This window comes from Microbacterium sp. CnD16-F (genome assembly GCF_024124465.1).
GTDB lineage: Bacteria > Actinomycetota > Actinomycetes > Actinomycetales > Microbacteriaceae > Microbacterium > Microbacterium gawkjiense.
In genome coordinates this window covers 1-21,035 of record NZ_JAMXSA010000001.1, presented here as the reverse complement: position 1 = coordinate 21,035, position 21,035 = coordinate 1, and the positions used below count along the sequence as shown (strand labels likewise).

The window sequence follows — 21,035 nt, the reverse complement described above, 5'->3', positions numbered from 1 at the left end:
TGAAACGAACTGTTCACCGTTTCGACGGATCTGTGGGCATGTTTGTTAGCGTTGTGCGGGCGGGGCAGCGAAGCCCCGTTAGGCAAGGCGTCCTCGACGCCGGAACGGTCGGAGAGGACACCCGAGACGCGTGACGTTGTATCTGATCAGGAGAATCCTGAATTACGCGATCCTCACCCTCGTAGCGACCTCGATGGCCTACGTGCTCGCGAGCATCGGACTGGTCCCCGAACGCCGGTTCCTTCAGCGGAACCCTCCGGTGCCGCAGTCGACCATCGACGGGATCCTGGACCGTTGGGGTGTCAATCCCGAGGACCCGTTGCTGCTCCGGCTCTTCCGCTGGCTCGGCAACCTCTTCACGCAGGGATCCCTCGGTCTGACCACCGGTAATCAGCCCGTCGTCGAGCAGATCTTCACGCGTGCGGGAGTCAGTCTGCAGCTGCTCCTGGTGGGCTCGATCATCGGAGCGATCCTCGGCGTGATCCTCGGCGTGTGGGGCGCCGTGCGCCAGTACCGGACGAGCGACCGCATCGTCACTGCAGCGTCCTACCTGCTCTTCGCGACGCCGACGGTCGTCATGGCCATCCTGCTCATGATCCTCGCCACCTATTTCAACCAGGCGGCGGGATCGCAGATCATCCGGTTCACGGGTCAGTACTCGCCGGGCATCCCGAACGAGTTCTGGCCGCAGCTGGGGGATCGGCTCTCACACCTCCTGCTGCCCACCCTGGTCCTCATCCTCGGCGCCGCCGCATCGTACAGCCGGTACCAGCGCAGCGCGATGCTCGACGTGCTCGGTGCTGACTACATCCGGACTGCGCGGTCGAAGGGCCGCACGCGCGGGTCGGCTCTGGTCCGGCACGGTGTGCGCGTCGCCCTCATCCCCATGTCGACGTTCTTCGCGTACAGCTTCGGCACCCTCGTCGCGGGGGCGACGATGCTCGAGATCATGTTCGGCTGGCACGGGATGGGCGAGCTGACGATCCAGGCGGTGCAGCAGGACGACGTGAACGCGGTCGCCGGCTCGACGATGTTCGTCGCCGTCCTCATCCTCTGCTCGTCGACCCTCTCCGAAATCTTGTACGCCGCCCTCGACCCGCGCGTGCGGAGGTAATCATGGTCATCCCTCTCGAACAATCCGCCGAGGTCGCCGAGCTCTCGGTCTCCGCCGACCAGAAGCCTCGCAAGCCGCTCACCCGTTCACGCCTGGTTTGGCAGCGGCTGCGCTCGTCGAAGCAGTTCTGGATCGGCTCCACCGTGCTCGTGGCGATCATCCTGTGGGCGGTGATCGGGCCGCTCGTCTGGCCGATCTCGCACACGACGCGCGACTATTTCTCCCTCAACCAGGGGCCGAGCCCGGCGCACCCGTTCGGCACCGACACCCTCGGCTACGACCTGTTCGCTCAGACGATGGCCGGTCTGCGCATCTCGCTGATCGTCGGATTCGTCGCCGGTCCGCTCGCGACGCTCATCGCCGGTTTCGTCGGCGCCATCGCCGGCTACGTCGGCGGCTGGAGCGACAAGGTCATCGCCTGGTTCATCGACCTGCTGCTCGTGCTGCCCGCCTTCTTCATCCTGGTGCTACTGTTCCCCTTCTTCCGGGAGTCCGGCTGGATCGTCATGACCTTCTTCCTCGCCCTGTTCGGCTGGATGATCATGGCGCAGGTGATCCGTTCGCAGACACGGTCGCTGCGCGAGCGTGAGTTCGTGAAGGCCGCGCGGTACATGGGCTTCGGCACGTGGTCCGTCGTCACCCGCCACGTCGTCCCGAACGTCGCCTCGCTGCTCATCATCGACGCGACGTTGGGTGTGGGCGCGATGATCCTCGCCGAGACGAGCCTCAGCTTCTTCGGGTTCGGTGTGCAGGCGCCCGAGGTGTCCCTCGGCACGCTGATCGCCGCCGGCAACACGGCGGCCGCGACCCGCCCCTGGCTGTTCGTCTTCCCCGCCGGCACGCTCGTCGTCCTGCTGTTGAGCCTGAGTCTCGTCGGCGACGCTCTGCGCGACGCCATCGATCCCACGTCTGGAGCCAACCGTGGTTGACGAACTGCTGCGTTCGGTCGAGGAGTCCGCTCGCGACAAGGGACGCCCGATCCTCGAGGTTCGGAATCTGTCGGTGACCTTCCCCCAGCGCGACGGGTCGCCCGTGCGCGCCGTGCGCGATGTGAGCTACACGATCCACGAGGGCGAGTTCCTCGGCATCGTGGGGGAGTCCGGGTCCGGAAAGTCGGTGTCCTCTTTGGCCGTCATGGGTCTCCTGCCCGACACGGCGCAGGTCGAGGGGGAGATCCTGTTCCAGGGACAGAACCTCCTCACCCTCGACGACCGGCGACTCTCCGGCATCCGCGGCCGCGAACTGGCGATCATCTTCCAGGATCCGCTGTCTGCGCTGACCCCCGTCTACACCGTGGGCGACCAGATCGCCGAGGCGCTGCGCCTGCACGACTCCGCCCTCAGCAAGCAGGCGGCCGCGGCGCGCGCCGTCGAACTGCTGAAGATCGTCGGCATCCCCGATGCCCCACGTCGAGCCAAGGCGTTCCCGCACGAGTTCTCCGGCGGCATGCGTCAGCGGGCGATGATCGCCATCGCGATCGCCAACAACCCGCGCCTGATCATCGCGGACGAGCCGACGACCGCCCTCGACGTCACGATCCAGGCGCAGATCCTGGAAGTCCTCGAGGAGGCGAAGCGCATCACGGGCGCAGCCGTGTCGCTCATCACCCACGACCTCGGTGTCGTGGCCGGTCATGCCGACAACGTCGGCGTGATGTACGCCGGCAAGATGGTCGAGTACGGCAGCGTCGAAACCATCTTCCGCGAGCCGGTCATGCCGTACACGGTCGGTCTGCTCCGGTCCGTTCCGAACATCCGCACCGCGGGGACCGAACGACTCGTTCCGCTCGAGGGGCGTCCGCCGTCCCTCGCATCGCTTCCGAAGGGCTGCCCCTTCGCGGCGCGCTGCCCCGCCGCGATCGCGGTGTGCCATGATGTCGAGCCCGAACTCGTCCCCGCCGGGCGTGCGGTCGGTCAGTCGGCCGCCTGCCACCGCTCCGATGAGCTGGCGGAGGGGACGCTGCGGCGCTCCGAGATCTTCCCCCGTCCCGAGCCCTTGCCGGCCGAGGTCGTGGCGGAGACCACAGAGGCGCCCATCGTCGAGGTACGCGACCTGAAGCGGCACTTCCCGCTCTACCGCGGCGGCGTGTTCCGTCGCCGGGTGGGCGACGTCAAGGCCGTCGACGGCGTCTCCTTCGACCTGCGGGAGGGTCGCGTACTTGCCCTGGTGGGGGAGTCCGGATGCGGCAAGACGACCACCATCCTCGAGATGATGGAGCTCACCGCGCCGCAGGGGGGACGGATCACGTTCGACGGCAAGGACGTCGCGTCGCTCACCCGCAGGGGTCGACGCGACCTGCGACGCGACATCCAGATCGTCTTCCAGGATCCCGCCGCCGCCGTGGACCCGCGCCTTCCGATCGGCGAGGTCATCGCCGAGCCGCTCCTCGTGCACGACGTCCCCAAGGCGCAGCGCGACGAGCGCGTCGTCGAGCTCCTCGAACTCGTGGGGCTCGATCCCGCGATGGCCGATCGCTACCCGCACGAGTTCTCCGGCGGTCAGCGTCAGCGCATCGGCATCGCGCGAGCACTCGCGACGAACCCGAAGGTGCTCGTCCTCGATGAGCCCGTCTCGGCCCTCGACGTGTCGATCCAGGCAGGTGTCATCAACCTGCTGCAGGACCTGCGCGACCGCCTGGGCCTGTCGATGGTCTTCGTCGCACACGACCTGGCGGTGGTCCGTCAGCTGGCCGACGACGTGTCGGTCATGTACCTGGGTCGGATCGTCGAGTCCGGCCCGATCGCCGAGGTCTTCAGCAACCCCCGGCATCCGTACACCCAGGCGCTCATGTCGGCGGCTCCCATCCCGGACCCGCACATCGAGCGCACCCGGGAGCGCGTGCTGCTGGACGGCGACCTGCCGAGCCCGGCCGTCGAGATCCAGGGATGCCGCTTCCGCACTCGGTGCCCGCTGTTCCGACTCCTCCCCGAAGAGGACCAGCGGCTCTGCCTGGGGGAGTACCCCGAGCTGGCGCGGCACGGCCGCGTCGAGGTCTCCTGCCACCACGTCGATAAGAACGTCCTCGTCGTCACCTGACCCCTGAACTCCGTCCTTTCCGGCGGACCCAAGAAGAAAGTAGATGCACATGATCCGTAAGACAGCACTTGCGGGTCTTGCTGTGCTCAGCGCGGGAGCTCTCATGCTCACCGCCTGTGCTGGCGGGACCACGTCGTCGCCGTCGCCGTCCTCCTCGGCGTCGCCCGAATCGCTCCCCCTGGTCGGTTACGAGGAGGTGTCCTACGGCGACCTCACCGACGGCGGCAACCTCAACCTGTCCGTCACCAGCAGCCCGACCGATGAGGGCAGCTGGAACCCGAATCACGCCCTGGCGGCCAACGTCGACGTGCAGAAGCTCCTCGAGCCGACGCTCTCCTCGATGTGGGTCATCGCCGAGGACGGCAGCTGGACGGCGAACCCCGACTACGCGACCTCGATCGAACTCACGAGCGAGGAACCGCAGGTCGTCACCGTCAAGCTGAACGAGAGCGCCGTCTGGCCCGACGGCAGCCCGATCACGGCCGAGGACTACGCCGCGACCTACGCGGCTGCCGGCGGCGCGGAGGAGGGCTACGAGGTCGTCCCGTCGTCGGTCTTCGACGCGATCGACTCCGTCGACGTCGTGAGCGACTTCGAGTACACGGTCTCCTTCACGGGTGCGTACGCCGACTGGCCGAGCCTGTTCAGCACCCCGGTCCTCCCCGCTGACATCGCGAACGACAAGGAGGCCTTCAACAGCGGCTTCGCCTCCGAGGCCGTTCCCTCCGCGGGTCCCTACGTCGTCGACGAGATCGACAACAGCGCGAAGATCTTCAAGCTGGTTCCGAACCCGAACTGGTGGGGCGCCAACGCTCCGAAGCTCGACAGCATCACCTTCAAGGTGATCGCGCAGGAGACGCTCCCGCAGGCGTACGCCAACGACGAGATCGACTCGATCGAGATCCAGACTCCCGACGCCCTCGAGACCGCCAGCGGCAAGGAAGGCGCCGTCGTCGGTCGCTCGGGTGGCGTCACCTGGTCGCACCTGACCTTCAACGCGACCGCCGCGCCGTTCGACGACGTCAACGTCCGCAAGGCCGTCGGCATGGCGATCGACCGCGAGCTGATCGCGCGCGTCGCCAACGAGCCGCTGGGCGCCCCGGCTACCACGCTCGGCGACTGGATCTTCATGCCCGGTCAGGCCGGCTACAGCGACGTCTTCGGTGAGGTCATCGGCAGCGACACCGACGCGGCGGAGAGCCTGCTCGAGGAGGCCGGCTGGACCAAGGGCGACGACGGCTGGACGAAGGACGGCGAGACCCTCACCTTCGCGATCACCGTCCCCGCGGGTACGCAGTCGAACATCAACCGCGCGCTCGGTGTCCAGGACTCCCTGGCTCGCATCGGTGTCGAGGTCACGCTCAACGAGGTCCCGAGCGAGAACTACTTCACCAACATCGACGCCGGTGACTTCCAGGCGGTGACGTTCGGTTGGCAGGGCACCCTGTTCCCGATCTCGTCCGCTGAGACGATCTACACCCCCGCTGACTCCCCGCAGAACTACGCGGGCGTCACGGACGACCGTCTCGCCGGCCTCTGGGAGCAGGCGAACGCCGAGCTCGACGAGGACGCGCGTCTGGGCATCGCCAAGGAGATCAACGAAGTGATCGCCGACTTCCTGCCGAGCGTTCCGATCTACCCCTACCCGGAGGTCGTCGCGACCGACGAGGGCCTCGCGAACTACGGCACCGCCACGTTCAAGAACACGGACTGGACCCTGGTCGGCTACACCGAGTGATCTGAGCATCGCTCACCTGCATCACCTGAACACCGGCGGGGCGGGGACCGAAAGGTCCTCGCCCCGTCGGCGTGTCACGGGCTGCGGTAAAGTGGACTGCCGGCATCCCGGCATCATCCCTCTCTGCAAGGAACTCCCTTCATGGCGCACGCCCTCCGTCCTGACCTCCGTAACGTCGCGATCGTCGCGCACGTCGACCACGGCAAGACGACGCTCGTCGACGCCATGCTCCGCCAGACCGGCTCGTTCGGCGAGCACGCGCACGTCGAAGAGCGCGCGATGGATTCGAACGACCTCGAGCGTGAGAAGGGGATCACGATCCTCGCCAAGAACACGGCGATCACGTACAACGGCATCCACACCGAGCAGCCGATCACGATCAACGTCATCGACACCCCCGGTCACGCCGACTTCGGCGGCGAGGTCGAGCGCGGCCTGTCGATGGTGGACGGCGTCGTCCTACTGGTGGATGCCTCCGAGGGCCCGCTGCCGCAGACCCGGTTCGTCCTGCGCAAGGCGCTCGAGGCCAAGCTCCCCGTCATCCTCCTGGTCAACAAGACCGACCGTCCCGACGCCCGCATCGCGGAGGTCGAGGAAGAGGCGCACGACCTGCTGCTGGGTCTCGCCTCCGACCTGCAGGACGACGTGCCCGACCTCGACGTCGACGCGCTGCTCGACGTCCCCGTCGTCTACGCCTCGGGACGCGCCGGCGCCGCCTCGCGCACGCGCCCGGACAACGGCTCGCTGCCCGACAACGACGACCTCGAGCCGCTGTTCGAGGCGATCCTCGAGCACGTGCCCGCGCCGTCGTACGACGACGAGGCTCCGCTGCAGGCGTGGGTCACGAACCTTGACTCCTCGCCGTTCCTCGGCCGTCTCGCCCTCCTGCGCGTCTTCAACGGCACGCTCAAGAAGGGGCAGACCGTCGCCTGGGTGCGCGCGGACGGCACGACGAGCAACGCCCGCATCACCGAGCTGCTCATGACCCGCGCGCTCGAGCGCTACCCCGCCGAGTCCGCCGGCCCCGGCGACATCGTCGCGATCGCGGGCTTCGAGAACATCACGATCGGTGAGACCATCGCCGACCCCGAGGACATCCGTCCCCTCCCGGCCATCACGGTCGACGACCCCGCCATCTCGATGACGATCGGCACCAACACCTCGCCGCTCATGGGCAAGGTCAAGGGGCACAAGCTCACCGCCCGCATGGTGAAGGACCGCCTCGACCGCGAGCTCATCGGCAACGTGTCGCTGAAGGTCGTCGACATCGGCCAGCCCGACGCGTGGGAGGTGCAGGGCCGTGGTGAGCTCGCGCTGGCGATCCTCGTCGAGAACATGCGCCGCGAGGGTTTCGAGCTCACCGTCGGCAAGCCGCAGGTGGTCACCCGGCGCGACGAGAACGGCAAGCTCACCGAGCCGTTCGAGCACCTCACGATCGACGCGCCCGAGGAGCACCTCGGCGCCATCACGCAGCTGATGGCCGGCCGCAAGGGCCGCATGGAGACGATGACCAACCACGGCACCGGCTGGGTGCGTATGGAGTTCATCGTCCCCTCGCGCGGACTCATCGGCTTCCGCAGCGAGTTCCTCACCATCACGCGCGGCACCGGCATCGCGAACGCGATCTCGCACGGCTACGACGAGTGGGCGGGCGCGATCTCGACCCGTCAGAACGGCTCGATCGTCGCCGACCGTGCCGGCGTCGTCACGCCGTTCGCGATGATCGCTCTCCAGGAGCGCATGTCGTTCTTCGTGCAGCCCACCGAGGAGGTCTACGAGGGCATGGTCATCGGCGAGAACTCGCGCGCCGACGACATGGACGTCAACATCACGAAGGAGAAGAAGCTCACGAACATGCGTTCGTCGACCTCGGACTCCTTCGAGTCGATGACGCCGCCGCGCGTGCTCACCCTCGAGGAGAGCCTCGAGTTCGCCCGCGATGACGAATGCGTCGAGGTCACGCCCGAGAAGGTGCGCATCCGCAAGGTCGTCCTCGACGCGACCGAGCGCGGCCGCGCCGCCTCGCGCCTGAAGCGCCAGGACGCCGGTTCCTGACGCGGTGACGGGGGAGGAGCAGCCCACCCGACGGGCGTGGCGCGACTCCCTGGGGGTGGTCCTCGCGACCAGCGCCTATGGGGTGTCTTTCGGCGCCCTCGCGGTCGCCTCGGGTCTGGACGTGTGGCAGACCTGCGTCCTCAGCCTGTTCATGTTCACCGGTGGATCGCAGTTCGCCTTCGTCGGTGTGATCGGCGGGGGAGGCCTCCCGGGCGCGGCGATCGCGTCGGCGGGGCTGCTCGGCATGCGCAACGTCGCCTACGGACTGCGCATGTCGCCGGTCGTGGGTACGGGCTTCTGGCGGCGTGCCGCGGCATCCCATTTCACGATCGACGAATCGACGGCGGTCGCGCTGGCGCAGACGGATGCCGGTGCCCGCCGCATCGGCTTCTGGGTGACCGGCATCGGCATCTACCTCGGCTGGAACCTCACGACACTCGCGGGAGCGGTGCTGGGAGACGTCCTCGGCGACGTCCGGACCTACGGATTGGATGCCGCGGCCGCAGCCGCGTTCCTCGCACTGCTCTGGCCGCGTCTGCGCCGGCGTCAGGCGATGGCGGTGGGGGCGGCGGCGGCCGTCGTCGCGGCGATCTCGACCCCGCTGCTCATGCCGGGGCTTCCCGTCCTCGTCGCCGCGGTCGTCGCACTCGTCGTCGGCTGGACGAACTGGCTCGGCGCCCGCGAGACCACCACGGAGGCCGCGTCATGACCCTGTGGCACGCCATCCTGCTCGCCTCGATCGTCTGCGTCGCGCTGAAGACCGTGGGGTATCTCGTGCCGCCGGCGTGGTTCGACGCGCCGCGCCCGTCGCGGACGATCGACCTGCTCACCGTCGCCCTGCTCGCCGCTCTCGTCGTCGTGCAGACCCTCGGTGCGGGCCAGGCGGTGGTCGTCGATGCGCGGCTGCCCGCCGTCCTCGTGGCCGCGGGCCTGCTCGTGATCCGTGCGCCGTTCCTCGTGGTCGTGGCCGCGGCCGCCGCCACCGCGGCGCTCCTGCGCCTGTGGGGCTGGGCGGCGTGAGCGCCGCAGGGTGCGCGCCTAGACTGTGGTGGTGAACGCCCTGCTCGCCCGCGTCGCCACGTGGATCCTCGCCGCCGTCATCGGCGTCGTCTACGGCGTGGCCGGCACCATCGGTCAGGCGGCGGTGTGGGGTGTGGTCCCCGTCGGCCTGCTGGTCGCCTCTCTCGGTTTCATCGCCCTGCTGGTCGCCGTCCGCATCCTCACGGGGGAGCGCGCGTCGGCTCTGGCCTGCGGCCTCGGTGCGATGGTCGCGACCCTGCTGTTCGCCAACGAGGGACCCGGCGGCTCGGTCGTCGTGCCCGCCCCGCCCGAGGACGCGGCGATCACACCCGGCCTGATCTGGACTTTCCTGGTGCCGCTCGTGGCCGCGCTCGTCGTCGCGTGGCCGTCGGCATCCCGCCTTCGTTCCACGAACTAGACTCGTCCTGTGACGTATGTGATCGCTCTCCCGTGCGTGGATGTCAAAGACCGTGCCTGCATCGACGAGTGCCCCGTCGACTGCATCTACGAGGGTGAACGGTCCCTCTACATCCACCCCGACGAGTGCGTCGACTGCGGTGCGTGCGAGCCGGTCTGCCCGGTCGAGGCGATCTACTACGAGGACGACCTCCCCGCCGAGTGGCAGGACTACTACACCGCCAACGTCGAGTTCTTCGAGGACATCGGCTCGCCCGGCGGTGCCGCGAAGGTCGGTGTGATCGCGAAGGACCACCCCGTCATCGCGGGTCTTCCGCCGCAGGCGCACTGAGCGGCCATGAGCGTCCGCGACCTCGCCGACTACCCGTGGGACGCCGTCGCACCGTACGCCGCGCGCGCACGGCAGCATCCTGACGGCATCGTCGACCTCTCCATCGGCTCTCCGGTCGACCCGACGCCCGGCGTCGTGGCGGACGCCCTGCGGCGTGCGACCGATGCGCACGCCTACCCGCAGACCGTCGGCACCCCGGCGCTGCGCGAAGCGATCGCCGCCTGGTACGCGCGGCGCCGCGGCGTCCCCGGCCTGACTCCCGCGCACGTGATCCCCACGGTCGGCTCGAAGGAGCTCGTCGCGCTCCTGCCGCTGCTCCTCGGGCTCGGCCCCGGCGACACCGTCGTGCACCCCCGCGCCGCCTACCCGTCGTACGAAGTCGGTGCCCGCCTCGTCGGCGCGACCGCGCTCGCCTCGGACGATCCGGGCGAATGGCCCGAGACGACCCGCCTGGTGTGGCTCAACTCTCCCGGCAACCCCGACGGCCGCGTGCTGGGCGTCGACGAGCTCCGCCGCGCCGTGCGTCGCGCGCGCGAGCTGGGTGCCGTCCTGGCCTCGGACGAGTGCTACGCCGAGCTGGGCTGGGACGGACCGTGGGCGGATGCCGCGGTGCCGAGCGTCCTCGATCCGCGCGTCACCGAGGGCGACCTCACCGCGCTCCTGTCGGTCTACTCGCTCAGCAAGCAGTCCAACCTCGCCGGGTACCGCGCCGCGTTCCTGGCGGGCGACACGGATCTGGTGGCGGGGCTTGTGACGGCGCGCAAGCACCTGGGGCTCATGGTCCCGGGTCCCGTGCAGGACGCGATGGTCGCCGCCCTCGAGGACGACGCGCACGTCGAGCACCAGCGCGCGCTGTACCGTGCGCGGCGCGACGTGCTGAAGCCCGCCGTCGAGGCGGCCGGGTTCCGGATCGACCACAGCGAGGGCGGCCTGTATCTCTGGGCGACGGCGGGGGAGGACGCGTGGACGTCGCTCGGCCGGCTCGCCGAGCTCGGCATCCTGGCCGGTCCCGGGCACTTCTACGGCGCGCATCACCCGCAGCACGTGCGCTTCTCGCTCACCGCGACCGACGAGCGCATCGCCGCCGCGGCGCGGCGACTGACAGCATCCGCGGGATCGTAGCGTTTCGTAGGTTTCCTCTCACGGATGCCGCGATCCGTTGGGCGGGTCAGGAGAGGCGCCATCTCCCCGTTAGGCTGTAGAGACCGCTCCCGACGACCGCAAGGAGGCTTCGTGACCAACGCGGACACCCCTCAGAAGGCCACCGTGACCATCGGTGACACGACCGCGGAGCTCCCGCTCGTCGCCGGAAGCGAAGGGGTGCCGAGCGTCGACTTCTCGACGTTCACGAAGCAGACCGGGCACACCTCGCTCGACTACGGCTTCGTGAACACCGCCTCGACGAAGTCCGCGATCACGTACATCGACGGTGACCAGGGCATCCTGCGGTACCGCGGATACCCGATCGAGCAGCTCGCACAGCACAGCACCTACCTCGAGGTCGCCTGGCTCCTCATCTACGGCGAGCTTCCCACGGCGGACGAGCTGGCCGGCTGGGACGAGAAGATCCGGCGCCACACGCTCCTGCACGAGGACCTCAAGCACTTCTTCTCAGCTCTGCCGCATACCGCGCACCCGATGTCGGTTCTCTCGGCCGCGACGGCCGCGCTCTCGACCTACTACGAGGGCCAGAGCGACCCGCACAACCCGGAGCACGTCGAGCTCAACACGATCCGCATGCTCGCGAAGCTCCCCGTGATCGCGGCGTACGCGCACAAGAAGAGCATCGGGCACGCGTTCCTCTACCCCGACAACTCGCTGAGCTTCGTCGACAACTTCCTCAAGCTGAACTTCGGCAACAACGCCGAGCCCTACGAGATCAACCCGGTCATGTCGCGGGCGCTCGAGCGGCTGCTCATCCTGCACGAGGACCACGAGCAGAACGCATCGACCTCGACCGTGCGGCTCGTCGGGTCGACCGGGGCCAACCAGTTCTCGTCGATCTCGGCCGGCATCAACGCGCTCTACGGGCCGCTCCACGGCGGCGCGAACGAGGCGGTCCTCGACATGCTCGCGCGCATCCGTGACTCGGGCGAGAGCGTGCAGCGCTTCGTCGAGCGGGTGAAGAACAAGGAAGACGGCGTCAAGCTCATGGGCTTCGGGCACCGCGTCTACAAGAACTACGACCCGCGCGCGAAGCTCGTCAAGGAATCCGCCGACGAGGTCCTCCGCGAACTCGGCGTCGAGGACCCGCTCCTCGCCCTCGCCAACGAGCTCGAGGAGATCGCGCTCAACGACGACTACTTCAAGGAGCGTCGCCTCTACCCGAACGTCGACTTCTACACCGGCGTCATCTACAAGGCGATGGGCTTCCCGACACGGATGTTCACGCCCCTGTTCGCGATCGGTCGGCTTCCCGGCTGGCTCGCGCACTGGCGCGAGATGCAGAACGACCCGCAGACCAAGATCGGTCGCCCGCAGCAGCTCTACACGGGAGCGACGGAGCGGGACTACCCCGTTTCCCGCTGACGCACGCCCCGCACCCCGCTAGGGTGTGCCCATGGGGTGGATGCCGGGGGTAGGACTGACCTTCGACGATTCGGGTTTCGTCGACGACAGCGGGTACATCGATGACGGGGTGATCGGCGTGCCGCCGGGCATGGACGACGGCGGGTTCATGGATCCCACCGGCATGGACGGGATGGCGTCGGGGTTCTCGGCCGTCTTCGGCCTGGTCCTGGTGCTCGGCATCGTCGGGGCGGTCTTCGGGCTCGTCATCCGCGCGCGGAAGTACCGCATCCTGAGCGACGCGGGGATCGACCCGCTGACCGTGGATGCGCAGATCGCCGCCAAGGTGCTGCGCAGCGACGCGCTCGCGCCCGCGGCATTCGAGCCGGCGGTCGCGACACCGCCTGCCGCGCCGACCACTGCCGCGCCGACCCCTTCCGTGCCGACGATGGAGCAGCGCCTGATCGAACTCGACGGTCTCCGGGCGCGCGGCATCATCAGCGACGAGGAGCACCGCGAGGCGCGCGCCGCCGTCCTGAAGGGCTGACCCCTCAGGCGTGCAGGTCGGCGTTGAGGGTGACCCCGACGCCCTCGCGACGCACGGCCTCGACGGCGCCCGTGAGCGAGTTGCGCCGGAACAGGATGCCGCTCCGCCCCGACAGTTCGGCGGCCTTCGCCGTCGGGACAGTGCCGTCGGCCCGCGGCGTCTCGCCGACGAGGACGACCTTGGTCCCGCCGGTCAGGTAGAGACCCGCTTCGACGATGCAGTCGTCGCCGAGGGAGATTCCGATGCCGGCGTTCGCGCCCAGCAGGGTGCGGCGACCGATCGAGACCCGGTGGCTGCCGCCGCCCGAGAGCGTGCCCATGATCGACGCGCCGCCGCCGATGTCGCTGCCGTCGCCGACGACGACACCCTGCGAGATGCGTCCCTCGACCATCGAGGCACCGAGCGTCCCGGCGTTGAAGTTGACGAACCCCTCGTGCATCACCGTGGTCCCCGGCGCGAGGTGCGCCCCGAGCCGGACGCGCGAGGCGTCGGCGATGCGCACGCCCGAGGGGACGACGTAGTCGGTGAGCCGCGGGAACTTGTCGATCCCGGCGACCTGGATGCCGGCGCGCTGCAGCGTCGGGCGCAGACGGGTGAGATCCTGCGGGTGCATCGGTCCGGCGCTCGTCCACGCGACGTTCGGCAGATGCCCGAAGATACCGGTGAGGTCGAGCTCGTTCGGGGCGACGAGGCGGTGCGAGAGCGCGTGCAGGCGGAGGTAGGCGTCGGACGTGCCCGCGGGCGGCGCGTCGAGGTCGATCTCGACGACGACGACACCGACGGTGACGGCGCGCCGCTCGTCGTCGCCGACGTGGGCGGCGAGGTCGGTCGTGTCCACCTCGGCGGGTGCCCGGCCGACAGCCGGTGCGGGGTACCAGGTGTCGAGGACGGTGCCGTCCTCGCTCGTCGTCGCCAGACCGATGCCCCAGACCCACCGTGCGTCACTCATGGTTCCAGGCTATCGGGCCGTCGTTAGACTCGACGTCATGCCCCGGCTCGACCTCCGCTCCACAGCTGTCGACCTGACACGGACCATCTGCGACATCCCGAGCGTGTCGGATGACGAGACCGTCCTCGCGGACGCGATCTTCGAGGCCGTCTCGGAGCTGCCGCACCTCGAGGTCCACCGCGAAGGCGACACGATCGTCGCGCGCACCCGCCTCGGGCGCGCGCAGCGTGTCGCGATCGCCGGGCACATCGACACGGTCCCCATCAACGGCAACGTCCCGACCCGCGACATCGAGGTCGACGGCGAGCCGTACCTCTGGGGCCGCGGCACCGTCGACATGAAGGCCGGTGTCGCCGTCCAGCTGAAACTGGCCGCCGAGCTCACCGATCCCCGTGTCGACATCACCTGGATGTGGTACGACCACGAGGAGGTCGCCGCCGACCTCAACGGGTTGAACCGGCTCGCGGCATCCCGTCCCGACCTCTTCGCGGCGGACTTCGCCATCCTCGGCGAACCTTCCGACGGGCAGGTGGAGGGCGGCTGCAACGGCACCCTCCGCGCGGTCGTGCGCACCTCCGGCGTGCGCGCGCACAGCGCCCGTGCGTGGGTCGGCGAGAACGCGATCCACAAGGCCGCTCCGATCCTCGCCCGGCTCGCGGAGTACCGGCCGCGCGAGATCGAGGTCGACGGACTGCTCTACCGTGAGGGCCTCAACGCCGTCGCGATCCGCGGCGGCATCGCCGGCAACGTCATCCCCGACGCCTGCGAGGTCGACGTCAACTTCCGCTTCGCTCCGAGCCGGGATGCCGCCGCCGCCGAGGCGCACGTGCGCGACGTCCTGGCGGGATTCGAGGTCGAGATCGTGGACCTGTCCGAGGGGGCCCGGCCAGGGCTCGAGGCGCCGCTCGCGCGGGAGTTCGTCGCGGCGGTCGGCGCGGTGCCGAAGCCGAAGTACGGCTGGACCGACGTCGCGCGGTTCTCGGCGATGGGCGTTCCCGCGGTCAACTACGGCCCGGGCGATCCGCACCTGGCCCATCACGACGAGGAGCGCGTGCCGATCGCGCAGATCGAGGACGTCGAGCGGGGCCTGCGGGCATGGCTGAGCGGCGACTGAGGTCCGCAGCCTCCGTCGCCGGCACCGTCGCCGCCGTCTACCTCTCGGCACGCCTCGTCACGACCCTGTTCTTCTGGGCCGCGGCGAGCCTCTCCGGACCCACCTCGCGCTTCGGCGCGGACGCCACCATCCCGTCGCTCGCGATGGGATGGGACGCCCAGTGGTACTGGGTGATCGCCGATCGCGGCTACCCGTCCGAGCTCCCGGTGAACGGCACCGGGCAGGTGACCGAGAACGCGTGGGCGTTCATGCCGCTGTTCCCCGTGCTCGCCCGGACGCTGGGCGGCGTCCTCGGAGGCTACCCGGCGGGAGCGGTGGTGCTGGCGCTCGTGGCCGGGTACGCGGCATCCGTGGTGCTCTTCGTGCTGCTGCGCGGACGCCTCGGCGAGACGGCGTCGCTCTGGGCGGTGGTGCTCTTCGCCAACGGTCCGCTCGCCGCCCTGTTCCAGATGGGGTACGCCGAGTCGCTCCTGCTGGTCTGGCTGTTCCTCGCGCTGTGGGCGCTCCAGCGCCGGCGGTTCGGCTGGATCTATGCGCTCGTCGTCCTGATGGGCTTCACCCGGCCGGGGGTGCTCGCGTTCGCCCTGCTGCTGGGCCTCTACGGGATCCATCGGTGGATGCGGCGGCGCGTCGATCCGCTGCCGACCCCGCACATCGTCCACATCATCGCCCTGGGCGCCCTCGCGACGATCGTGGGATTCGCCTGGCAGGTCATCGCCGGTGTCGCGACGGGGGATCCCTCCGCGTACCTCGAGACCGAGCTCGCCTGGCGGCGAAGCTGGGTCGGCTCCGAGGAGCAGTTCGTCCCCTTCGCCGGTTTCGTGCAGGCATCCTCGCTCTGGTTCGGCATCTGGGGGCTGCCGCCGATGCTCGGACCGATCGCCCTCGCCGTCCTGGTCCTGGGGGCCGCCGCGCTCCTCGTGCGGGCGCCCCAGGTGCGCCGTCTCGGGCCCGAGATCCGGCTGTGGGGCGCGAGTTACCTCGTCTACCTGCTCGCGGTGTTCTTCCCGCAGTCGAGCGTGTTCCGGCTGCTGCTGCCCCTCACGCCCGTGGTCGCCGCCGTGGCGGTCCCGCCCTCACGATGGTGGCGGATCGGGATGCTGGTGCTGTGCCTCGGCGGGCAGTGGCTGTGGATCCACGAGATGCTCGCGCTCGGCGACACGTTCTACCGGATTCCGTGACGATAAGCGTCCGCTGACAGGCGCGCGCGCCGAAGGCGATCAGCCCATTGAGTAGACTAATGGGGAAGGCCGAAGACGAAAGGGAGCCCCACAATGGCAGCCATGAAGCCGCGCACCGGAGACGGACCTATGGAGGCCGTCAAGGAAGGCCGCCTCATCATCGTGCGTGTTCCACTCGAGGGGGGCGGTCGACTGGTCGTCTCGGTGAACGACGACGAGGCGAAGGAACTCCACAGTGTTCTCAGCGGGGTCGTCGGCGCCGCCTGACCCCGACTCGATGCGAAAGGCCGGTCCCCGTGGGGACCGGCCTTTCGGCGTATCCGGCGTGCGCCGGGATCAGCCCGCGTCGGCGACGGTCGTCAGCTGCAGGAGTCCCTCGCCGGCGATCGAGAGGGCCCCGAGGACCGCCGGGGAGGCCTGGGTCTCCTGGATCAGCGAGCGATACGCCGTCTCGAGGGGGCCGCGACGGACCGGGTCGGCGACGGCGCCGCCGGCCAGGACCCGCGGGACGAGCACCGTTCCGCCCGCCCGGGCGAGCCGGAGGCCGTGCTCGACGTACTCGATGACGCCGTCCGGGTCCGCGTCGATGAGGACGATGTCGTAGGAGGCCTCGTTCATCCGCGGCAGGACCTCGGCGGCGCGGCCCGTGATGAAGCGCGCGCGGGCGGCGGGGACGCGGGCGTCGGTGAACGCCTTCCGCGCCACGGCGAGGTGCTCGGGCTCCTTGTCGATCGTCGTGAGTGTCGCGCGGGGGGACCCGTGCAGCAGCCACAGCCCCGAGACGCCGCCGCCGGTGCCGATCTCGACGATGTTCAGCGCGCGGCTCGCCGCGGCGATCACCGCGCACTGCGCGCCCACCTCGGGACTGATCGGATTCGCGCCGATCTCGAGGGCGTGCGCTCGCGCCCGGGCGATGGCGTCGGGTTCGACCGTCGCCTCGGCAGCGAACCTGCGGACCGCCTCGTGATCTCCCATGTGGTGAACCTCCTCCGCCCAGCCTAGGCGGGCCCGCATGCCGCAACCCTCAGGCGCACGGGTAACCTGGGAAGCATGTCGAACGGGCTCGATCTGGAGAAGATCCTCCTCATCGCGCTCATCGCCGCACTCCTGCTGGGGCCCGAGCGCCTGCCGGGTTACGCGGCCTCCCTCGCACGTCTGACGCGCCGCGTCCGCGACTGGCTGGACGGCGCGCGGACCCGCGTCAAGGAGGAGATGGGGGACGACTTCGACGAGATCGAGTGGCGCAAGCTCGATCCGCGGCAGTACGACCCCCGGCGCATCATCCGCGAGGCGCTCATCGACGACGCGCCCGTGAAGCCCGTCGCCGCCGGGGCGGCGGCGATGACCGCGGTCGCGGCGCCTCCGGCACCCGAGGTCACGACGGCGGTCGATGCGGTCGATGCGGGCGTCGTCCCGTTCGACTCCGAAGCCACCTGACCGGCGGCATCCGTCTCTCCTCAGGCGGGGGAGACGGGGAGGGCGCGACCGGCGAGCGAGGAGCGCGTCGAGACGAGGGTGTCGGCGACCGCCGAGATCGCACGCGCCGCGGGATCACCGGGATCGGCGAGGACGACCGGTTCGCCCTCGTCTCCGCCGCGGCGGAGGGCGGGGCTGAGGGGCACCGAGCCGAGGAGCGGCACCACAGCGTCGTCGGTCGAGAGCGCGGCGGCGACCGCCGCCCCGCCGCCGGCGCCGAACACGTCGACGAGGGTGCCGTCGGGAAGGGCGAAGGCCGCCATGTTCTCGATGACGCCGACGATGCGCTGGCCCGTCTGACGGGCCACGACGCCGCTGCGGACGGCGACGTCGGCCGCGGCCGCCTGCGGCGTCGTCACCACGAGGACCTCGGCATGCGGAAGGAGCTGACCCACGGAGATCGCCACGTCGCCGGTCCCCGGGGGCATGTCGATGAGGAGCACGTCGAGGTCGCCGAAGTGCACGTCGGTGAGGAACTGCTGCACGGTGCGGTGCAACATCGGCCCGCGCCAGGCGACGGCGGGGGAGGAGCCCTCCGGGAGGAACATCCCGATCGAGATCGTCTTCACGCCGTGGGCGACCGGCGGCAGCATGAGGTCGTCGAGGCGGGTCGGCTGCGGCGGGCGGCCGTCCTCGCCGACGAGGCCGAGCAGTCCCGGGATCGAGAAGCCGTGCACGTCCGCGTCGATCAGCCCGACGGCCAACCCTCGCGTCGCCAGGGCGACGGCGAGGTTCGCCGTGAGGGTGGACTTGCCCACACCGCCCTTGCCGCTCGTGACCGCGATGACACGGGTCAGCGCGTCGGCGGTGAACGGCATGCGACGCGCGCCGCGGATCCGCTCGACGAGGGCCGAGCGCTCCGCCGCCGTCATGACGCCTACGTCGACGCGGACGTCGTCGACGCCCGGGACGGATGCCGCGGCATCCCGCACGTCCCGCTCGATGCGGTCCGCGGCGGGGCATCCGACGATCGTCAGGGCGATGCCGACGTGCGCGGTTCCCTCGTCGAGGGTGATCTCCCGCACCATGTCGAGCTCGCCGATCGGACGCCGCAGCTCCGGGTCGACGACGGCGGACACGGCACGGCGGACGTCGTCGGCCGTCGCGGGGGTGCTCACGAGGAGCGGGCGTCGTCGCCCGGCCGGTCGCGCTCGTCGAGACGCTCGATGAGGGCCTTGAGCTCCTGGCGGAGCACGTCGCGGCTGATCATCTCGTCCTGCATGTCGGTGAGCGCCATCCGCAGGGCCACGACCTCGCGGGCGAGGTACTCGGTGTCGGCGAGGTTGCGCTCGGCCCGCTGTCGGTCCTGCTCGATCTGCACGCGGTCCCGGTCGTCCTGGCGGTTCTGGGCGAGGAGGATGAGGGGAGCGGCGTACGAGGCCTGGAGCGACAGCATGAGCGTCAGGGCGGTGAACCCGAGCGCCGCGTCGTCGAAGCGCAGTCCCTCGGGCGCGGCGGTGTTCCAGACGATCCAGGCGACGCAGAAGAGCGTCAGGATGAGCAGGAACGCGGGGGTCCCCATCGCCCGGGCGATCCACTCCGTGAACCGACCGAAGCGGTCGCGGGAAGGCTGCGGGGTGCGGCTGAGCACGCTCGTGCGCCGCCCGCGGGGCGCCTCGAACCCGGACTTCGGCGCGCGTGCCATCATCGCCGCACCTCCGGACCCTGTCGCGGCGCGTCCTGCGATCGCCAGTCGTCGGGCAGCAGGTAGTCGATCACGTCGTCGACCGTGACCGTGCCGACGAGGTGGCGGGCCTGATCGACGACGGGCAGCGAGACGAGGTTGTAGCTCGCGAGGAGACGGGCCACCTCGGCGGCGCTGGCCGAGACGGTGACGGGCTCGACGGTGTCGTCGATGATGGCGCCCAGCCGCTCGTGCGGCGGGTAGCGCAGCATCCGCTGGAAGTGCACGACACCCAGCAGGCGCCCCGTCGGGGTCTCGTAGGGCGGCAGGGTCACGAAGACGGCGGCCGCGAGGGCGGGGTGCAGTTCGTGGCGGCGGATGAGGGCGAGCGCCTCGGCGACGGTCGCGTCGGCGGACAGCACGATCGGTTCGCTGGTCATGAGACCGCCCGCGGTGTCGGGGCCGTGCTCGAGGAGGGCGCGGACGTCCTCGGCCTCCTCGGGCTCCATGAGGTCCAGCAGCTGTCCGGCGCGGGCATCCGACAGCTGACCCAGCACGTCGGCCGCATCGTCCGGTTCCATCGCGTCGAGGATGTCGGCGGCGCGCTCGTCGCCGAGGGCTTCGAGGATGTGCACCTGCTCGTCCTCGGGCATCTCCTCGAGGGCGTCGGCGAGACGGTCGTCGGGGAGCTCCTCCGCCACCTCGAGCAGGCGCTCCTCGGGGAGGTCGAGGAGCGTGTTGGCGAGGTCGGCGGGCTTGAGCTCGGAGTACGAGGCGACCAGGAGCTCGGCGGACTGCGTCTGTCCCGCGACCTGCTCGTCGCGCACGTCGTTCCACTGCGCGAAGGTCGTCGGCCCCTTGGCGAACGGCGACGCGCTGGTCTTGGGGCGGCGCAGGAACAACTGCCCCACCTGCCAGTCGCCCAGGCGGTCGCGCTCGATGGCGACATCCTCGATCACGGCGGAGCCCGACCCGTCGGTGAGGTGCACGTTGCGGCCGATGAGCTCCGTCATGACACGCACCTCGCCGCCGCGCTGCTCGAAGCGGCGGACGTTGATGAGGCCGGTCGTGATGACCTGGCCGCTGGCGATCGAGGTGACCCGTCCGATGGACAGGAACACGTTGCGTCGGCCGGGGATCTCGACCACGAGCCCGACCACTCTCGGGGGGTCGTCCTTGCGGTAGATCACGACCACATCGCGGACCTTCCCCAGCCGGTCGCCCGCGGGGTCGAAGACGGCGCACCCGGTCAGGCGCGCGACGAAGACCCGTTGCGTACTCACCCGACCAGCGTAGTCGGCGGATCCCTCGCGCTCCCTGCACCCACGCAAAGGCTCGCGTGGGAGACTGAGGCCATGAGCATGATGGGTGGGGCCCCGAAGGAACACGGTGCGACGGTCGCGGAGTACTCGTCGTACGAGTCGGCGCAGAAGTCGGTGTCGACCCTCATCGGCGCGGACGTCCCGGCGCAGGACATCGCGATCGTCGGCCGCGGGCTGCGCTCGGTCGAACGCGTCACCGGTCGGCTGGGATACGCGACCGCGGCTCGGTCCGGCGCGATCAACGGCGTCCTGCTCGGTCTGCTGTTCGCCGCGATCTTCGTGCTCGGCAGCCCCGGCGCCGCGCTGCAGTTGTTCGTCGGCGTGATGCTCGTGGGCATCGCGCTCGGCATGCTCATGAGCATCATCAGCTACTCGATCCTGCGCCGTCGTCGCGACTTCACCTCGGTGACCCAGGTCATCGCCGACCACTACGACGTGACGGTGCTGCCCCGCAGCTTCGGCCGCGCCAAGGAACTGCTCGGCGCCGCGGCGGCCCCGACCGCCCCGCCGGTGCCGCCGACCGACATGACGGCGCCCCCGCGCTACGGCGAGCGTGTCGACCCGGCCGCTCCCGTCCCCGCGGCGGGGGAGCGCGTCGACCCC

Annotated in this window: 22 protein-coding genes; 17 read left to right on the top strand and 5 right to left on the bottom strand. The window is 70.1% G+C overall.

Features of this window, described 5'->3' with window-relative positions; all coding sequences use genetic code 11:
• Positions 1–130 precede the first annotated feature (130 nt).
• The 12 genes from NH287_RS00110 to NH287_RS00055 all read left to right on the top strand — a co-directional run bounded on the left by NH287_RS00110 (position 131) and on the right by NH287_RS00055 (position 12,766).
• Positions 131–1,114 carry an ABC transporter permease gene (locus tag NH287_RS00110; protein WP_253033968.1) on the top strand — a complete coding sequence of 328 codons (984 nt, stop codon included), beginning with the start codon at positions 131–133 and terminating at the stop codon, positions 1,112–1,114.
• Between the two features lie 2 nt (positions 1,115–1,116).
• Positions 1,117–2,043, top strand: a complete 927-nt coding sequence (locus NH287_RS00105; RefSeq protein ID WP_253033967.1) for an ABC transporter permease — start codon at positions 1,117–1,119, stop codon at positions 2,041–2,043.
• Positions 2,036–4,150 carry a dipeptide ABC transporter ATP-binding protein gene (locus NH287_RS00100; protein ID WP_253033966.1) on the top strand — a complete coding sequence of 705 codons (2,115 nt, stop codon included), beginning with the start codon at positions 2,036–2,038 and terminating at the stop codon, positions 4,148–4,150. Before NH287_RS00105 ends, NH287_RS00100 begins: the two co-directional genes overlap by 8 nt.
• A 49-nt stretch (positions 4,151–4,199) precedes the next feature.
• The gene (locus NH287_RS00095) at positions 4,200–5,888 is read left to right on the top strand and encodes an ABC transporter family substrate-binding protein (protein ID WP_253033965.1); all 1,689 of its coding nucleotides are present in this window, start codon (positions 4,200–4,202) and stop codon (positions 5,886–5,888) included.
• Positions 5,889–6,029: 141 nt separating this feature from the next.
• Positions 6,030–7,943 carry a translational GTPase TypA gene (typA, locus tag NH287_RS00090; protein ID WP_253033964.1) on the top strand — a complete coding sequence of 638 codons (1,914 nt, stop codon included), beginning with the start codon at positions 6,030–6,032 and terminating at the stop codon, positions 7,941–7,943.
• Between the two features lie 4 nt (positions 7,944–7,947).
• The gene (locus NH287_RS00085) at positions 7,948–8,652 is read left to right on the top strand and encodes an AzlC family ABC transporter permease (protein WP_253033963.1); all 705 of its coding nucleotides are present in this window, start codon (positions 7,948–7,950) and stop codon (positions 8,650–8,652) included.
• Complete coding sequence (locus tag NH287_RS00080; protein WP_253033962.1) at positions 8,649–8,963, top strand: AzlD domain-containing protein; 315 nt, start codon at positions 8,649–8,651, stop codon at positions 8,961–8,963. Before NH287_RS00085 ends, NH287_RS00080 begins: the two co-directional genes overlap by 4 nt.
• 31 nt (positions 8,964–8,994) lie before the next feature.
• Positions 8,995–9,381, top strand: coding sequence for a DUF6113 family protein (locus NH287_RS00075; RefSeq protein WP_217530258.1), 387 nt, complete (start codon positions 8,995–8,997; stop codon positions 9,379–9,381).
• A 9-nt stretch (positions 9,382–9,390) separates the two neighbouring features.
• Positions 9,391–9,711 (top strand): ferredoxin, encoded by a 321-nt coding sequence (gene fdxA / locus NH287_RS00070; RefSeq protein WP_064001806.1) that lies wholly within the window; start codon positions 9,391–9,393, stop codon positions 9,709–9,711.
• A gap of 6 nt (positions 9,712–9,717) precedes the next feature.
• Positions 9,718–10,833 carry a succinyldiaminopimelate transaminase gene (gene dapC, locus NH287_RS00065; protein ID WP_253033961.1) on the top strand — a complete coding sequence of 372 codons (1,116 nt, stop codon included), beginning with the start codon at positions 9,718–9,720 and terminating at the stop codon, positions 10,831–10,833.
• Positions 10,834–10,944: 111 nt separating this feature from the next.
• Positions 10,945–12,240 carry a citrate synthase gene (locus tag NH287_RS00060; protein ID WP_064001808.1) on the top strand — a complete coding sequence of 432 codons (1,296 nt, stop codon included), beginning with the start codon at positions 10,945–10,947 and terminating at the stop codon, positions 12,238–12,240.
• A 31-nt stretch (positions 12,241–12,271) separates the two neighbouring features.
• On the top strand, positions 12,272–12,766 hold the full coding sequence (locus tag NH287_RS00055; RefSeq protein WP_253033960.1) for an SHOCT domain-containing protein: 495 nt from the start codon (positions 12,272–12,274) through the stop codon (positions 12,764–12,766).
• A gap of 4 nt (positions 12,767–12,770) precedes the next feature.
• Here NH287_RS00055 and dapD read toward each other — a convergent pair whose 3' ends face one another.
• Entirely contained in the window at positions 12,771–13,715 is a 945-nt protein-coding gene (gene dapD, locus NH287_RS00050) for a 2,3,4,5-tetrahydropyridine-2,6-dicarboxylate N-succinyltransferase (RefSeq protein ID WP_253033959.1), read from the bottom strand.
• 37 nt (positions 13,716–13,752) lie between these two features.
• Between dapD and dapE the strand changes: the two genes are divergently transcribed.
• The 3 genes from dapE to NH287_RS00035 all read left to right on the top strand — a co-directional run bounded on the left by dapE (position 13,753) and on the right by NH287_RS00035 (position 16,277).
• A complete protein-coding gene (dapE, locus tag NH287_RS00045) occupies positions 13,753–14,829 on the top strand; it encodes a succinyl-diaminopimelate desuccinylase (RefSeq protein ID WP_253033958.1) in 1,077 nt (358 codons plus the stop codon).
• Positions 14,811–16,010 carry a hypothetical protein gene (locus NH287_RS00040; protein WP_253033957.1) on the top strand — a complete coding sequence of 400 codons (1,200 nt, stop codon included), beginning with the start codon at positions 14,811–14,813 and terminating at the stop codon, positions 16,008–16,010. The genes dapE and NH287_RS00040 overlap by 19 nt, the downstream gene beginning before the upstream one ends.
• A gap of 93 nt (positions 16,011–16,103) precedes the next feature.
• Entirely contained in the window at positions 16,104–16,277 is a 174-nt protein-coding gene (locus NH287_RS00035; protein WP_064506455.1) for a DUF3117 domain-containing protein, read from the top strand.
• 69 nt (positions 16,278–16,346) lie between these two features.
• On the opposite strand, the gene NH287_RS00030 is transcribed toward NH287_RS00035, so the two are convergent.
• The gene (locus NH287_RS00030) at positions 16,347–16,985 is read right to left on the bottom strand and encodes an O-methyltransferase (RefSeq protein WP_253033956.1); all 639 of its coding nucleotides are present in this window, start codon (positions 16,983–16,985) and stop codon (positions 16,347–16,349) included.
• Positions 16,986–17,060: 75 nt separating this feature from the next.
• Between NH287_RS00030 and NH287_RS00025 the strand changes: the two genes are divergently transcribed.
• Positions 17,061–17,447 (top strand): hypothetical protein, encoded by a 387-nt coding sequence (locus NH287_RS00025; protein ID WP_064001812.1) that lies wholly within the window; start codon positions 17,061–17,063, stop codon positions 17,445–17,447.
• A gap of 20 nt (positions 17,448–17,467) precedes the next feature.
• Here NH287_RS00025 and NH287_RS00020 read toward each other — a convergent pair whose 3' ends face one another.
• From NH287_RS00020 to NH287_RS00010, 3 genes are read right to left on the bottom strand one after another with little or no spacing between them, the layout of a single operon-like run.
• The gene (locus NH287_RS00020; RefSeq protein WP_253033955.1) at positions 17,468–18,604 is read right to left on the bottom strand and encodes an Mrp/NBP35 family ATP-binding protein; all 1,137 of its coding nucleotides are present in this window, start codon (positions 18,602–18,604) and stop codon (positions 17,468–17,470) included.
• Positions 18,601–19,131: a DUF1003 domain-containing protein gene (locus NH287_RS00015; protein ID WP_217530247.1), complete on the bottom strand. Its 531-nt coding sequence runs from the start codon at positions 19,129–19,131 to the stop codon at positions 18,601–18,603. The genes NH287_RS00020 and NH287_RS00015 overlap by 4 nt, the downstream gene beginning before the upstream one ends.
• The gene (locus NH287_RS00010) at positions 19,131–20,393 is read right to left on the bottom strand and encodes a magnesium transporter MgtE N-terminal domain-containing protein (RefSeq protein WP_217530245.1); all 1,263 of its coding nucleotides are present in this window, start codon (positions 20,391–20,393) and stop codon (positions 19,131–19,133) included. The genes NH287_RS00015 and NH287_RS00010 overlap by 1 nt, the downstream gene beginning before the upstream one ends.
• Before the next feature lie 72 nt (positions 20,394–20,465).
• Between NH287_RS00010 and NH287_RS00005 the strand changes: the two genes are divergently transcribed.
• Positions 20,466–21,035 (top strand): general stress protein (locus NH287_RS00005; RefSeq protein WP_253033954.1); only part of this gene is annotated, 570 nt, incomplete at its 3' end.

Coding starts and splice junctions, on each gene's coding strand:
- NH287_RS00105 (WP_253033967.1), top strand. CDS start 1,117: ATGGTCATCCCTCTCGAACAATCCGCCGAGGTCGCCGAGCTCTCGGTC.
- NH287_RS00095 (WP_253033965.1), top strand. CDS start 4,200: ATGATCCGTAAGACAGCACTTGCGGGTCTTGCTGTGCTCAGCGCGGGA.
- typA (WP_253033964.1), top strand. CDS start 6,030: ATGGCGCACGCCCTCCGTCCTGACCTCCGTAACGTCGCGATCGTCGCG.
- NH287_RS00080 (WP_253033962.1), top strand. CDS start 8,649: ATGACCCTGTGGCACGCCATCCTGCTCGCCTCGATCGTCTGCGTCGCG.
- dapC (WP_253033961.1), top strand. CDS start 9,718: ATGAGCGTCCGCGACCTCGCCGACTACCCGTGGGACGCCGTCGCACCG.
- NH287_RS00055 (WP_253033960.1), top strand. CDS start 12,272: ATGGGGTGGATGCCGGGGGTAGGACTGACCTTCGACGATTCGGGTTTC.
- dapD (WP_253033959.1), bottom strand. CDS start 13,715: ATGAGTGACGCACGGTGGGTCTGGGGCATCGGTCTGGCGACGACGAGC.
- dapE (WP_253033958.1), top strand. CDS start 13,753: ATGCCCCGGCTCGACCTCCGCTCCACAGCTGTCGACCTGACACGGACC.
- NH287_RS00040 (WP_253033957.1), top strand. CDS start 14,811: ATGGCTGAGCGGCGACTGAGGTCCGCAGCCTCCGTCGCCGGCACCGTC.
- NH287_RS00035 (WP_064506455.1), top strand. CDS start 16,104: ATGGCAGCCATGAAGCCGCGCACCGGAGACGGACCTATGGAGGCCGTC.
- NH287_RS00030 (WP_253033956.1), bottom strand. CDS start 16,985: ATGGGAGATCACGAGGCGGTCCGCAGGTTCGCTGCCGAGGCGACGGTC.
- NH287_RS00025 (WP_064001812.1), top strand. CDS start 17,061: ATGTCGAACGGGCTCGATCTGGAGAAGATCCTCCTCATCGCGCTCATC.
- NH287_RS00015 (WP_217530247.1), bottom strand. CDS start 19,131: ATGGCACGCGCGCCGAAGTCCGGGTTCGAGGCGCCCCGCGGGCGGCGC.